Consider the following 14,460-nt stretch of genomic DNA (forward strand, 5'->3'; position numbering starts at 1 on the left):
CTCATGCCCCCACCCCTGGATCAACGAACCGCTGACCCTACCCGCCCGGTTTCCCTATCATCCACCACCGACATTTCCGCTCGCGCCGTCGCGAAAACGGATGCGGCCTTCCATGGGCGAGTGCATCTTCCGCGCCGCCATGGAGTCGCCTCCTCCCTCGACCGCCCCCAGGACACGCAGCCCAACGCCCGTACCCGCGCTCTTCCGGGTGGCGATTGCTCCGCTCCGGGCCTTCTTCCAGCTCCAGACCAGCAGCGGCATCCTGCTGGCCCTGTGCGCCGTGCTCGCCATGGCCTGGGCCAACTCGCCGTGGGCCGCGTCCTATGAGGGCCTCTTCGACGCCCGGCTGTCCTTCGGGGCGGCGAGCACCCACCACGCGACCTTCACCGTCCGCCAGCTCATCAACGACGGGCTGATGACGCTGTTCTTCTTCCTCGTCGGCATGGAGGTCAAGCGCGAGCTGAGCGCCGGGGAGCTCAGCTCGCCGGCCCGCGCCGTGCTCCCGCTCATCGCGGCCCTGGGCGGCATGGTGGCCTTCGGGGACCAGCCCGCGGTGCTGAACGAAGCGAAGCTGGGCATCGTGGTGGGCTCGCTGCTGTCGGCGCTGGTGGGGTATGTCCTGCTGCGCTTCGTGGCGAAGCCGGCGGTCGCGGTCTAACGTCGTCGCGAGGAGAATGCGTTTCCGTGAACCTCCAGGACCTGAACCGTGTGCGGCAGATTACGGTCATCGCGGCCCGTCATGGCTTCGGCGAGGTGCTGGAGCGCGCGGGGCTGTGGCGCATCCTCGGGCGGCAGGAGAAGGTCGAGGTCTCGCCGGAGGCCCAGCGTGCCTCCACCGCCCGGCGCTTCCGGATGCTGCTCAACGACCTGGGCCCCACCTTCGTGAAGCTGGGCCAGGTGCTCTCCACGCGAGCGGACCTGCTGCCCGCGGAGTTCGTGGACGAGCTGGCGCTGCTGCAGGACAACGTGGAGCCGATTCCACTCGAGCAGGTGCACGCGCAGATTCGCGAGTCGCTGGGCAAGGATGCGCGAGAGCTGTTCAAGCACATCGACGAGGCGCCGCTGGCGGCGGCGTCGATCGCCCAGGTGCACCGGGCGGTGACGCTGGAGGGCGACGAGGTGGTGGTGAAGGTGCAGCGGCCGGGCATCGCCGCGAGCATCGACTCAGATCTGGTGGTGCTGCGCAACCTGGCGCGCCTCTTGGAAGCCGTGGTGGAGGAGACGGGCATCTACACGCCCACGGGCATCGTCGACGAGTTCGACCGGGCCATCCACGAGGAGCTCGACTTCATCAACGAGGCCGCCAACGTCCGCGCGTTCCTGGAGAACCACCGGGAGCGCGCGTACATGAAGATTCCGCGCGTCTACGCGGCGCTGTCGAGCCGGACGGTGCTGACGCTGGAGTTCATCCGGGGGGTGAAGATCAGCCAGGCGGAGCTGTCGGACGAGGACCGGAAGACCATCGCCAACCACATCCTGGAGGCGAGCTTCCGGCAGCTCTTCGACGACGGGCTCTTCCACGGCGACCCGCATCCGGGGAACGTGTTGCTGCTGGAGGGCAACAGGCTGGCGCTGCTGGACTTCGGCGTGGTGGGACGGCTGACGCGGCCGATGCAGGAGACGCTGGTGATGCTGTGCCTGGCGGTGGCGCTGAAGGACAGCGACTCGGTGGCGCGCATCCTCTACCGGGTGGGCGTGCCGGACGCGCGGGCGAACCTGGTGGGCTTCCGCAACGACATCGAGAGCATCCTGGGGCAGCACCTGCCCACGACGCTGGGTCAGGTGGACACGCGCTCGCTGCTGAGGGACTTGCTGGATCTGGCGGTGAAGTACCGCATCCGGATCCCGAAGGAGTACGCGCTGCTCAGCCGCGCGTCGGTGTCCACGGAGGGCATGCTGCGCAGCCTGTACCCGGAGATGAACATCGTCGAGGTGGTGCTGCCGTACGCGAAGGAGCTGCTCGCGGGGCGGTATGACCCGATGCAGTTGCAGGGCGGGCTGATGCGCACGCTCCTGCGCATCCAGTCGATGGCGGCGGACCTGCCCACGCAGCTGTCGCAGATCCTGTTGGACATGGAGTCGGGCAAGTTCACGGTGACGGTGCGCGCGGACCAGTTCGAGAAGCTGAACGAGAACCTGCGCAGCGCGTCGGTCATCATGTTCATGGGGTTGTGCGCCTGCGGCCTCATCGTGGGGGCGTTCATCTCCTTCGCGCCCAAGCCGTGGATGTACGGGAACATCCCGGTGCTCGGGGCCCTAGGCATCGCCCTGGCCGCGGCGCTCTTTGGCGCGGCCATCACCTGGTATCTGTTCGGTGGTCGTGGGCTCGGCAAGGTCCGGCTGAGCAAGTACTTGAAGGGGCCGAAGCGGAAGTAGCACTGGCGCGGGCTCATCCATCTTGCGGCCCCGAAGTTGATCGCGGAACTGCCGCCATGGCCAGCGCTTGGAGCACCCCGCCCCGGTGCATTCCAGTCGTGGTGCGCCTCCCACTCCTCGGGCGACGTGGAGGAACGCACCACACGAGCATCGCGCCCGCAGCTCCAGCGCGAGCACCAGGACTTCGAACCTCACGCTCTCCGTCTTCAAGCACTTCTGGGCCGCGCACTTGAGGAAGGGCCCCCGCTCTCCGATCCAGAGCCGTCGCTCTCCCCGACACGACTGGCACAGGAAGTCTTGAGGCGTCAGCAGGCGCCGTAAAGCGGCGGGGAGCGGATCCTTCTCGGCGAGGGGCTTGTCCTGTTCTCGCGGCACCGCCCCCAAGCTCCCCACCCTGGGCTGCCGGGGAGTGACAACTTGCGCCGCGGGGAGTGGTACCTCGAGCGGCAGGAGCGTCGGAATCTGGTCGGGCACCTCTTCTTCTGGAGGGGCCTCGCTCCTCTTCTTGAGCGGCGCACCACCGCGAGGCGGGCGTCCGACACGGGAGGCGCGCGCCTCTTTCGGAGCCCGGAAGCGCTCGGGTGAGGCCTCCCACTCCCGTGCAATGGCCTCGGCGCGGCGCACGAGCTCCGCGCGCAGGGCGTCCTCGACCGGAGCGACCTCCTCCGGTGGAGCTCCCTCTGGAGGAATCTCCAGTTCCTTCAGCCTCGCGAAGACCGGTCGCATCGCGGCCTCGGGGTCCCGGAAGAACGCGCTGCCTCGAATCCTCACGAACCGCCACCCGAGCCGCTCGAGCAGCGCCTGACGTGCCATGTCATCCGGGAGCTTCTCGAGGGGATGGTAGCGATCTCCATCACACTCCACCGCCAGCCGGCGCCCTCCCCCTTCGACCACCAGGTCGATGCGGTAGTGACCCACGCGCCACTGCGGCGTCACCCGATAGCCCGCGCGGACCAGGAGCGCGAGCACCTCCTTCTCGAAGGGAGACTCCGTCTTGGGCTCGGCACGCAGGAGCGCCCGCTCGACCCCCTGCGGCTGCGCGCAATGCTCCAACAGCCTGCGCCTCAAATCCCCGGGTTGCAGGTCGATGGAGGGATTGAGCGAGTGCACGACCCAGAGCTGGTCCCGGGCCCGGCTCACCGCGACGTTGAAGCGCTGCTTGAAGTCCTGCGTCTCCCGTCGACTCAGGGGGCCGTCCCCATCGGGGCTGTCCACCATGGACAGGAACATCACGTCCCGCTCGTCCCCCTGGAACTGGGCGGCGCTTCCACACAACACGCGCCGTCGCTCGTACTCGGCCGGAGACAGGTGCGCCTGAAGCAATGAATCCACCTTCAACGCCTGTTCCTCTCCGACGAGCGAGATGACGCCGAAGGTGCGCCCCGCATAGGCGGGGTGCTCCACGGCGGCGGCGATGAGGGAGGCCACCGCGATGGCCTCCCGCTCGTTGACCTTCGCCTGGGCATGCCCCTCGACCCGATGGATGTTCAAGGGAGCAAGTCCCTTGGCGCTCGCCGCCTCCCGAAGCGGCTTGATGCGCCCCTCGTAGGACAGCTGATTGCTGAACTCGATGATGTCCGGGACGCAGCGGAAGTGCTCCAGCAGGCACACCATGCCGCTGAAGGATTGCCGGGCCAGGTCGTAGACCGACATCTTCCCGTCATAGAGCACGGCGTTGGGGATTCCGGCGAGGTGCTCGGCGATGAGCTGCTCGACCATGCCCACGTTCTGCCCCACCGCCGAGGGGCTCACCTGCTCGTGGTCTCCCACGACCACCGCGCGGTCCGCCAGGTACAGGGAGATGAGCCCCATCGCATCGCACTGGCTCGCCTCGTCGATGATGACGACATCGAACCGGGTCGCCGCCGTGAAGTTCTCCACCACCTGCGTGAGCGGCATGATCCACACCGGCACGGCTCGCTGACACTCGCTCATCAGCCGCGCCGCCTGCGCACGCAAGCGAGGCGCCCGGACTCCCGTCCCCTTCCCGATGCGCCGCTGGATGTCCAACCAGCCCACCAGCGCCTGCTGTTGCCCCAACGTCGTCCGATGGGCCTGGGAGGCCCAGGCACGACGCTCGATGAGCTTCGCGGTGCACTTGCGCAGCTCCTCCGAGAGCACCTCGATGCGCGACTGGAGGCTGGCCAGCTGCACGCCGCCGCGGCGCTCGAGCTCGTCGTGAAGCTGCCGCCAGCACCACGCGGCCTGGGGGGCTCCCGGGGGCCGCTCCCGCGCGTGGACGCCCCGACGCTCGCGAATGGCGGAGGCCCAACCCGGGGCGGCCGCCTTCAGCCTCGTGAGCAGCTCCTGTCGTCGCGTGAGTGCCCGCCGCTTCTCCAGGATCTCCGTGAGCCCCACGAACGCGCGAGCGTAGAGTTCGCCATCCCGCGCTTCCAGCGCCTTCGCGAGGCTCCGGACGATGACGGAACCCGCGGAGATTCCACCCCACGCCTCGAGCCGGGCCCGAGCCTGTCGCAGCTTCTCGCGGACCCGTTCCAGTTCGATTTCACGTGCCCGTGCACGCAGGGCAGGCGCGATGCCCCGTACCAATGCGTCGCGCCGCCGCTGGAACATCCCATGGGGCGCTGGATTGATGGGCTCCGCGTCCAACCGCTCCTTCCAGCGCATCCCGCTCGTGCTCAGCGCCTTGTCCAACGGACGCCAGACCGACTCCGCCCAGTCCAGGCACCGGCCGAGTTCATCGCGAAACTCGAGCAGCCGCTCCTCCAGCGCTTCTCCCAGCTCGGACGAAAGCGGCGCGCCCAACGCGGCCATCTGACCATCCCAGCGCCGCGCCAGCACCTGCCGCTGCTTGCGGAGCGAGAGGCACGCGGAGAGCGCCGCGAAGTGGGCCAGCTCCCGAGGCGCTCCCGCCTCGACCCGGCAGCCCCGAATCACTCGCTTCCACGAGGAGCGCGTGAGCAGCGTGAACGCCCCCAGCGTCCCTCCCGCCTCGAGGTGCCGCTGGAGCTCCGCGAGCACGGAGAGCTGCTCGTCCATGGACAGATCCTGTGCTGGAACAGGGGCATGCTGGAACAAGGACTCCCGGGTCGCCAGTTCCATGGCACGCACGTCGGAGATGGCGTCGATGAGGGACCGCCAGGGAGCCGCCTCCCGGTCCCCCGCCAGACCCGCTGACACCGCCGCGAGCTTCCAGGGCAGACCGTCCTCGAATGGGTCGAAGGCGCGAAGGCAGCGTCTGGCCAGCTCCGTCAGGTCCACGGAGTCCTCCGCCCGGGCAGGCCCCTGCCAGAGATTGGGAAGAGCGCCCTCCGCCTCCACCCGGAGCGACTTCCGCTTCTCCAGCAATCCCCCAAGCTCCCCAGGGGACATGACCTCGTCGAGCCTCGGGAGTGGACACGCCAGCTCCGTCTCGTGTTGAGGCGTCAGAACGGCGTTGCCGCGATACAGCTCCCGGACCTCGTCCTCCGATAGGGGAAGCGCGGCACCGAGCATCACCGGCCCCGGCAGCCAGAGGTGCTGCGTCGGCTCGGCCGCGACCCGTCGGGCCGCCTCCGAGGGAGACCAGCTCTGCCCCGCCACCACCACGTCTCGATACTCGTCGGAGAGTGCCTGGAGCAGCTCCTGTCGGGCCTGCTGAAGCTCATCCTTCAGCCGCTCGCGATGCTCCGCGATGGAGGAGGCCTCCCTGTCCAGCCGCGTGCCATTGCTCACGGACAATCGCTCCGCCATCGCGGAGACAGCGCCTTCGAGCTGGGCTCGGCTGTCGAGGTCGTTGTCGAGGACGCTCACACACAGCGGCTGGAGCTCCGGCACCACCTGGCCTCGAAGCACCCGCAGCGCCTTGGTGGTATGGCTTGTCACCAGGACACTCTTGCCCTCGGCGAGCAGATGACCAATCAGGTTCGCGATGGTGTGGGTCTTCCCTGTCCCCGGAGGCCCCTGGACGAGGACACAGCCGTTCCGAGCAAGCCGGCTGGCAATCTCCTCCTGCTCCGCGTTGGCTTGTTTGCTCAGCAGGACATCCACGACCTCGCCAGCGTGGCCTCGGGTTCCCTTGGAGCCCGCCTCCTCGCGCGGGCTCGGCACGTCACAGCCCACCACCCGGGCCAGCGCGGACGGCAGGTCCGGGCGCTTCTCAAGGGATTCCAGGATGCCCTCGAGGGCTCTGGCGAAACCGAGGCTACGGCTGCGGAGCAACAGCACGGGCTCTCGCCCCATGCGCGGCGGGTCGGCGTCTTCGCTCGGCCGGCCATGCTCGAGTAGCTCCCCGCGCGCGGACAGTTGGATGAGCAGACGTCGCAAGAAGCTCGAGGTCTGCTCGCCGCCCAGGGGCTTCACCCCGCCGGCCTGGAGCTCCTCGCGACACCTCGCCAGAATCCTCCCGTCGAGTTCCTCCAGGTGGCTGAACAGCTCCGAGTAGAGGTCGACGCCACGCCCGCTGTCGGAGACCGTGAACTCGGGTACCCGGGAGTTGAACCGCAACTGGACGCGCTGGAGCAGCACGGGATGGAACAATCCGCCCGTCGTCTGGCGCCAGCTCAGGATGCCATCGGCGACCAGCAACTCGAGCCGCTCTCCCTCTCGTTCGAGTCGACCATGAAGCTCATAGAGCTGCTCGAAGATCCTCAGCGCCGCGCGCGCCTGCCGCTCCTCACTCGCCCAGGCCGCGTGACGGGGCATCCAGCTCGCAAGGGCCTCGACGCGCTCGGGACGCTCGTCGAACGACACCCTTCGCGTGGCGCCCTGGTCATCCACTTCGTCGCGAGACGCCGCCGTCCCGGGCTCCACGAGTGGGTCATCCCAGGGCGTGGTCAGCCACTCCGCGAGAGGAGGAGGCGGAGCTGGGGGAGGCACCAGCAGCGGGCGGCGCACCCGGAGGATGAGGTCCGCGTCGGAGCCCTCCGTCCCTTCAGCCCCCTCACTCGCGGCGCTCGCATCGCGCACGAACAGGATGGAGGGATGCGCGGGCAGCGTCGCGAGGCTCAGGCTCCACGGTTGATCCCGAAGCTGGCGCGGAGCGGGGTTTCGATGACGGTTCAGCGCCTGGAGATACCGAAAGACTCTCGTGGTCCGCTCATGCGCGACACGAAGAGATTCTGGATCCAGCATGTGCCCCCCTCGGTGAACCCATGGCCAACGCCGCATGGGCAGGCATGGACACCTCATTCATCCTGTCCCGCCGCGACCGACATGACAACGCCGGCCCCCCCCGCGACACGATACCGAGTCTCTCTCGCCACCATGGGTGGACATCGACTGCCATTCACGGTCAGGCGCCAATACACAGCCATCACTCGGAGCGCTTCCCGCGCTTCCTTGATTTACTGAAAGTAGTCGGTGGCGGGAGGGGCCGGAATACCACTCCAGAGGTATGGATGACCCGAGGCCGTTCGGCAGGGACCGGCAGCAAACGCCGTCGTCGGCCCCTCGCTTGACGCGCCGCGAGATCCTCAGCCACCTGCACGAGGGCGACCGCCTGCATCGCTCGCTGGAGCGAGTCGTGCGAGAGGTCCTGCGGACGCGGCTCAAAGCGCGAGGGCGAGCACCAGGTCGCGCTGCGGGTCTGTCCCGAGCACGAAGCGCATCTCCCCCACTTCGATGAAACCCCAGCGCGCGTAGAAGGCCCGTGCGCGGGAGTTGCGTTCCCACACGCCGAGCCACAACACGTCGTGTCCCCGCCTCCTCGCATCATCCAGGCAGCGGCGCATGAGCGCGGCGCCCACCTTCGCACCAAGGAAGGCGCGGTCGACATAGAGGCGCGACAGGTTCACCGGGCGCTCGGCCCGCACACTCGGCTCTCGGGCGCCGTCGCAAAGGAGCGCGAAGCCCGCGGGGACTCCGTCGACCTCCGCGAGCAGGTACAGGTTGCGAGGCTCCCGCAGCTCCTCCTCCTGGATCGCACGGCTGTAGTGCGAGGCCAGGAACGCCTCCACGTTCTCCGGCGTGTTCTCGGCGGCGAAGGTGTCCCTGAAGGTCCTCTCCCCGAGCTCCGTCAGCGTCGCGGCATCCGCCAGCGTCGCGGGACGGATGCTCACTCGCGGCGAGCGTGGTGCATCGGACGTCGTCATGGTCGCCCTCTATACAGCTCACGGGCCGAGCAGGTCCTTGTAGATCTTCCCGTCCTTCATGATGACCAGGAAGTTCTTCTCGGGGTTGGCGATCAACTCGAAGTTGGCCACCGGGTCGCCGTCCACCAGCAACAGGTCCGCGAGCGCCCCCTCCTCGACGACGCCGAGTCGACCCTTGTAGGGGCTGCGCTTGCCCGACAGCGCCAGCAGCTCCGCGTTGGTGCCCGTGGCCATCCGCAGGGCCTCCGCAGGCGTGTACCACCGCGTCATCTTCACCAGCTGCGCGCCCTGCCTCGCCGCCACCTTCGGGTCGAACAGCGAGTCCGTCCCCCACGCCGTCTTCAGCTTGTACTTCTTCGCCAACGCATAGGCCTTGTCCGTGCCTTGTGTCATCTCCAACTGCTTCTCCCGATTGTCCGAGCCCTCGGGAAAGGGCGTCGCGTCCTCGTCGTCGAGGAACGGCTGCAGGCTCAGCCAGACCCCCTTCTCCGCCATGAGCTTCGCGGTGGCGTCATCCATCAACTGCCCGTGGTCGATGACCTTCACCCCCGCCCGGATGGCCGTCTGGATGGCGCGCGGCGTGTACGCATGCACGGCCACGTACGTCCCCCAGTTCTCCGCGGCCTCCACGGCGGACCGGAGCTCGGCTTCCGTGTATTGCGACACATCCAGCGGATCGTGGTCCGAGGACACACCGCCCCCCGCCGCCAGCTTGATCTGCGAGGCCCCCAGCATCAGCTGCTCACGGACCCGGAGCAGGACCTCGTCCTGCCCGTCCGCGATGGCCGCCCCGCCCACGCGCTCCGCGAACGTCAGCGAGGACATCGCCGTCCGCGGGAGCGCCTCCGCCCGGCGGTAGTCCCCATGGCCGCTGGTCTGCGAGATCATCGCACCCGAGGGCCAGATGCGCGGGCCCTCGATGAGCCCGTCATCGATGCCCCGCTTGATGCTGAAGACCGGCCCGGCCATGTCGCGCACGCTGGTGAAGCCTCGCATCAGCGTCGCCTTCGCCTCACGCGCGGCCACCAACGTGAGGTAGCCCTCCGGCCCCGCCAGCGCCACGGTCAGCGGCACCGAGGCCATCATCATGTGGTAGTGCGCGTCGATGAGCCCCGGCATGAGCGTGCGCCCCTTGCCCTCGATGACTCGCACCTCGCCCGTGCGCGCGATGGGGCTGCTCGAGATGCGCGCGATCTTGTTGCCCTGGACCAGGACGTTGACGGGCCCGGATAGCCCCTTCGACTTGCCGTCGAACACGCGCACGCCCTGGAAGAGGACCGCTCGGGGAGGCTCGCTCGCGGGAGGCTGCGCCGACGCGAGGCTCGACAGGAGCAACAGCACCGCGCTCGACCCGGCGCGGATGCAGCGGACGACATGACCCAACCTCGAACGCATGGCGAGTCCTCGATGTGACAGGTGGAGGTGCACCGCGAAGCGCCGAACACGGAGAGGACTCCTCCTCGCCCATCGACGCCTCACGGGAATCGCGCGCGGCACACTGGCTTCGGGGTCCCGCCCTGACAAGCGAGTGCTCCGCGAGGCGACGCCCCCTGAACGCGCTCCTGTGGGCCGATGAACGGCTGGGCGCGCCTCTGCGGGCTCGTGAGCATCGAGGGCACCACCAGCGTCACGTCCATGACGCACGGCCCTGCGAGACGCTCGACACGTTCACCCTCCATCAAACGACCGCGCGCCCCGAGGTGGGATTCCCCCCGGGACGCGCGGTTGCCACCATGGACGGTAAAGCCCTCAGCGCGGCGTGAGCTTGAGCACCTTGCCGTTGGTCGCGTCGGTGAGCAGGTAGAGCGCGCCCTCGGGGCCCTGCACCACCTCGCGGATGCGCTCGTTGCGGCCCTTGAGCAGGTGCTCCTCGCCGATGATGCGGTCATTGCGAACCATCAGCCGCACCAGCGCCTGGGCCGCCAGCCCGCCCACGAAGATGTTGTTGCGCCACTCCGGGAACAGCGTCCCTGAGTAGATGGTCATGCCCGAGGGAGCAATCACCGGGTCCCAGTAGTACACGGGCTGCTCCATGCCTTCGCCCACGGGGCTGTCGTGGATGGGCACGCCCGAGTACTCCTCGCCGTACCCGATGGTGGGCCAGCCGTAGTCCTTGCCCGCCTCGGGCCGGTTCAGCTCGTCACCGCCCTGCGGTCCCATCTCCACGATCCACAGGCGGTTCTGCCCATCGAGCGCCGCCGACAGGATGTTGCGGTGGCCCACCGACCAGATCTCCGGCTTCGCCTCCGGCGTGTTCACGTAGGGGTTGTCCTGCGGCACGGAGCCATCCGGGTTGATGCGGACCACCTTGCCGAAGTGGCTCTTCACGTCCCGCGCCTGCTTGCGACCCTCGATGATGGAGCGCTCTCCGAGCGTGACGAACAGCTTGCCGTCGGGCGTGAACACCAGCCGTCCGCCCGAATGCAGCGTCGACTCGAGCGTGGGCATCATGCGGAAGATGACCTGGACGTCCTCCACCGCCGGCTGCGCGCCGTCCACCAGCTTCGCGCGCGCCACCGCCAGCCCGTTGCCGCCCTGCCGTGGCTCGGAATAGGTCCAGTAGATGAGCCGGCTCTCCGCGTAGTCGGGGCCGACCTCCACGTCGAGCAGACCGCCCTGATTCCGGCCATCCACCGCGGGCAGGCCCGTGACGGCGGCCGACTTCTCGCCCTGCTGGGTGACGATGTAGAGCCGCCCGGTGGGCTTCTCCGTCACCAGCATGCGCTGATCGGGCAGGAAGGCGATGGCCCAGGGATTCCTGATGCCGGACGCCACCTCGGTGATCTGGAACTGCGTCTGCGACTGGACCGCCGGAGCGCGCGTCTGGCCAGGGAAGGCCGGAGGGAACTCGGGCACGTTGGGCGGCCCCTGCGGAACGGGAGGACCGCTGGGCAGGGGCCCCGCGTCCGGCTCCTGCGTGCCCCCGTCTTCCGGCGGATTGCCCGCGTCGGGCTCCTGAGTGCCCGCGTCTTCCGGCGGATTGCCCGCGTCGGGCCGTGGAGTGCCCGAGTCCTGCTGTGGCGTGCCCGAGTCAGGTGTCGGCGTGGGATCTGGATCGTCACTGCAGCCAACGAGGAGGGCGGCGACGATGAGGGGCATCGACAGGAAACGCATGCGTCTCTCTCCTGAGGGGGGATGGTGCGAGGGGGAAGTTGCCGCCGTGCGCATGGGCGCGCAAGTCTCGTTGCGGGCAGGCCGCGAATCGGTTCGCGGCCATGCCCGGCCGGACATTCAACGGTGGAAAGTCACCGTGTCACGGCTCTCATCGCTCAGGGCTTGCCCAGGTGACGCTCGAGCACCTCGGCCTGCGAGAGTGGCAGGAACGACGGCTCGATTTGATACAGCGTGTTGATGTTCACGCTCGGGTTGGAGGCCTTCTCCCACGTGCCGGTGGTCCACATCGTCACGCCCATGCCCACCGAGTCCAGGAACGACAGCAGCTCCTCGCCGTCCGCGTTCCACGCCGCGCCCTCCGTCGGACGCCGCACCGTGTTCGGCCAGCCCAGCTCGCCGATGAAGCCCCGGGTCCCCTGCGCCTGGACCCAGTCGGTGAAGTTCTTCATCCGCGCGATGCCCATCTGCCCCACCGTCGCGTAGCCGGCGCTCTTCGCGCTGGCGAGCAGCGAAGCGTGGCTCCCCTCGTACTTGCCGCTGCGGTCGAAGTAGAAGTGCGCGTGGTACATGACGTTGTCCAGCGGGTCGTCCACCCACTTCGTCGGGTGGTTCTTCGGCCACTGCTCGGCGGAGGCATACTCGTAGCCCTCCACCATGATGAGCTTCGACTCCCCCAGCTCGCGCAGCGCCGTCACCGCCGCCTGTGAGTAGTCCTCCCAGACCTGCTGCGGCGTGCGCTGTCCGCTCTGCGCGCCCTGCGCCACGTGGTCGACGAAGAACACCAGCGGCGCGCTGCCGTCGCTCCCGTCCACGATGAACTCGACGGAGAAGCTCTTGTTGTTGCTCCACGCCGCCTCGGGCGGCTTGAAGTACGCGCGCGTGTCCACGCCCTTCGTCACCGCGAACGGCTCGCCCAGCTGGTACTTGTAGGCGCCATCCACCATCACCAGCCGGACCCGGACGCTGCCCGGCGTGGTGGTGGGCACGAAGACCTTCGCCTGGAACGTCGCCCCCTGGGCCAGCTCCGCGCGCTTCGTCGACGCGGACACCCCCGCGCCGAGCACCAATCCGCTCCCCGACGTGGCCTGCGTGGTGATGCGCAGCGAGCCCTGCCCGTTGCGCGCCACCCGCGCCACCGCCGTGTTCACCGAGGACCTGGGGGCCCAGCCCTCCACACCGGACTCGAACGAGGCGAACGTCACCGGGTTCGCGTACGTCCCCTCGTCATACGGCAGGCTGTAGGGCTCGTTCATCAGGTCGTACGCGTAGATGGACGCATAGGCCGACGGGTTGCTCCGGATGGCCGTGGCGATCCTCCGCCAGGCATCCGCGTACTGCGCCTTCGTCGGCGCGCCCGGGGCCCCGAAGGGACGCTGCACCCCGCCTGACGTGTAGCGCGCGTAGTTGTGCATGTCGATGATGACGCCCAGCCCCGCCTGGTTCGCGTACTCCAGCGTGTCCAACAGGTAGTTCTGGTACGTGGTGTTCAGCGCGCCGTCGAGCACCGGCTGGATGCGCTCCCACAGGAACGGGATGCGCACCACGTCGAGCCCGCGCGCCTTCAGGCGCTGCAGGCCCGCGAGCGTCGGCTTGGGGTAGTTCGTTCCCATGACACCCGGGAGCACACCGCCGGCATTGCCCAGGTCCATGATGTTGACGCCCCTCACATAGCTGCGCGCGGGCGCGGCGTCCGCGTGGAACGTGAAGTTGGAGGCGACGCGCGCGATGTTCATGTAGACGGCGGTGCCCGCGGCGTTGGTGGCGCGCGTCGTCCAGACGTACTCGCCCGTCGTCAGTGACGAGGGAATGGTGAAGGCGACCTTGTACTGACGCCGCTCCCCGGCGGTGAAGGACTGCCCCGTCACCTGGTGGGTGAACACGGCCGAGGGGGAGATGGTGCCGTCCGCCGAATAGGGACGGACCTGGAACGTGAAGGTGACGTTGGAGACGGCCTCCGGGGATTGGGGGACGAGGGTGAAGCCCACCGTCTGTCCCACCGCCGCCGTCTTGGGCGAGGTGTAGGCGCCCGCGTTCACGAAGGTGAGCGCGCTCGAGGACAGCGGCGACAGCAGCAACAGCAACACGGAGGACCACAGGACGGACTTGATTGGAGACATGCGACTCCCTTGCGAGGTGAATCCCCCCACTCGACGGCGCGCGCCCCGCGGCTGGTGACCCGGAAGGCCCCGTCCACTGGTGGACCGGCCGTCTGAATCCCAGGTCCGACTCCAGGGATGTTGCTTGCCGGAACTGGTGATTTCGTCCTGTATACCTCGTGGGCCTTCCCACCCGGGAACCCCTCCCCCACTTTTCTCCGGAAGCGAGCCGAACATGAGCAACCTCTTCGACATCCCCGTGAAGTCCATCGATGGCGCCCCCAGCACGCTGGGACAGTTCAAGGGCAAGGTTCTGTTGGTGGTGAACGTGGCCTCCAAGTGCGGCCTGACGCCGCAGTACGCGGGCCTGGAGAAGCTCTACGAGGAGAAGCGCGCGAAGGGGCTCGAGGTGCTGGGCTTCCCCGCGAACAACTTCATGGGCCAGGAGCCGGGCTCCGAGGAGGAGATCAAGCAGTTCTGCGACCTCAACTACGCGGTGAAGTTCCCGCTGTTCTCCAAGATCTCCGTCGTCGGCGAGGACAAGCACCCGCTCTACCAGGAGCTGACCCGCGCGTTCCCGGACGCCACCGGCGAGGGCCCGATGCGCGCGCGCCTCAAGGGCTACGGCATCGAGGCGAACCCCATCCCGGAGGTCCAGTGGAACTTCGAGAAGTTCGTCATCGGCCGAGATGGCCGCGTCGCCGCGCGCTTCGCCCCGGACGTCACCGCGGAGGACCCGCGCCTGGTGCAGGCCATCGACGCGGAGCTGGCCAAGGGCGCCTGACGCGCAGGAGCGTCCCGCGGACGCATCATCCTCGATGCGCCGTAGGCGCCGCGCGCGA

The 14,460-nt window shown here is 68.5% G+C and carries 7 protein-coding genes and 1 pseudogene; 3 read left to right on the forward strand and 5 right to left on the reverse strand.

The window, feature by feature from the left end; all coding sequences use genetic code 11:
* Nucleotides 1-139: 139 nt before the first annotated feature.
* A pseudogene (locus tag FL311_RS06530) lies at nt 140-532 on the forward strand (Na+/H+ antiporter NhaA); the annotation flags it as partial.
* Nucleotides 533-684: 152 nt separating this feature from the next.
* Nucleotides 685-2,376: an AarF/ABC1/UbiB kinase family protein gene (locus FL311_RS06535; protein WP_141324077.1), complete on the forward strand. Its 1,692-nt coding sequence runs from the start codon at nt 685-687 to the stop codon at nt 2,374-2,376.
* Here the strand turns inward: FL311_RS06535 and FL311_RS06540 are convergent.
* From FL311_RS06540 to FL311_RS06560, 5 genes are all read right to left on the reverse strand, one after another.
* Nucleotides 2,257-7,449, reverse strand: a complete 5,193-nt coding sequence (locus FL311_RS06540; protein WP_194869085.1) for an AAA domain-containing protein — start codon at nt 7,447-7,449, stop codon at nt 2,257-2,259. The genes FL311_RS06535 and FL311_RS06540 overlap by 120 nt on opposite strands.
* 416 nt (nt 7,450-7,865) lie before the next feature.
* Nucleotides 7,866-8,408, reverse strand: a complete 543-nt coding sequence (locus FL311_RS06545) for a GNAT family N-acetyltransferase (protein ID WP_141324079.1) — start codon at nt 8,406-8,408, stop codon at nt 7,866-7,868.
* A gap of 18 nt (nt 8,409-8,426) precedes the next feature.
* On the reverse strand, nt 8,427-9,803 hold the full coding sequence (locus FL311_RS06550; RefSeq protein WP_141324080.1) for an amidohydrolase family protein: 1,377 nt from the start codon (nt 9,801-9,803) through the stop codon (nt 8,427-8,429).
* 354 nt (nt 9,804-10,157) lie between these two features.
* Complete coding sequence (locus FL311_RS06555) at nt 10,158-11,522, reverse strand: PQQ-dependent sugar dehydrogenase (RefSeq protein ID WP_194869086.1); 1,365 nt, start codon at nt 11,520-11,522, stop codon at nt 10,158-10,160.
* Between the two features lie 155 nt (nt 11,523-11,677).
* Nucleotides 11,678-13,639: a glycoside hydrolase family 5 protein gene (locus FL311_RS06560; protein ID WP_194869087.1), complete on the reverse strand. Its 1,962-nt coding sequence runs from the start codon at nt 13,637-13,639 to the stop codon at nt 11,678-11,680.
* A gap of 214 nt (nt 13,640-13,853) precedes the next feature.
* Here FL311_RS06560 and FL311_RS06565 point away from each other — a divergent pair, with 214 nt between their 5' ends.
* Nucleotides 13,854-14,402, forward strand: coding sequence for a glutathione peroxidase (locus tag FL311_RS06565; protein ID WP_141324083.1), 549 nt, complete (start codon nt 13,854-13,856; stop codon nt 14,400-14,402).
* The last annotated feature ends 58 nt before the right edge of the window (nt 14,403-14,460 follow it).

It is taken from the genome of Myxococcus sp. AB025B (assembly GCF_006518215.1).
In the GTDB taxonomy this organism is placed as follows: Bacteria; Myxococcota; Myxococcia; order Myxococcales; family Myxococcaceae; genus Myxococcus; species Myxococcus fulvus.

Bases quoted from the DNA above. Each gene is read 5' to 3' on its own strand.
- FL311_RS06555 (WP_194869086.1), bottom strand. From the start codon at position 11,522: ATGCGTTTCCTGTCGATGCCCCTCATCGTCGCCGCCCTCCTCGTTGGC.
- FL311_RS06545 (WP_141324079.1), bottom strand. From the start codon at position 8,408: ATGACGACGTCCGATGCACCACGCTCGCCGCGAGTGAGCATCCGTCCC.
- FL311_RS06550 (WP_141324080.1), bottom strand. From the start codon at position 9,803: ATGCGTTCGAGGTTGGGTCATGTCGTCCGCTGCATCCGCGCCGGGTCG.
- FL311_RS06565 (WP_141324083.1), top strand. From the start codon at position 13,854: ATGAGCAACCTCTTCGACATCCCCGTGAAGTCCATCGATGGCGCCCCC.
- FL311_RS06560 (WP_194869087.1), bottom strand. From the start codon at position 13,639: ATGTCTCCAATCAAGTCCGTCCTGTGGTCCTCCGTGTTGCTGTTGCTG.
- FL311_RS06540 (WP_194869085.1), bottom strand. From the start codon at position 7,449: ATGCTGGATCCAGAATCTCTTCGTGTCGCGCATGAGCGGACCACGAGA.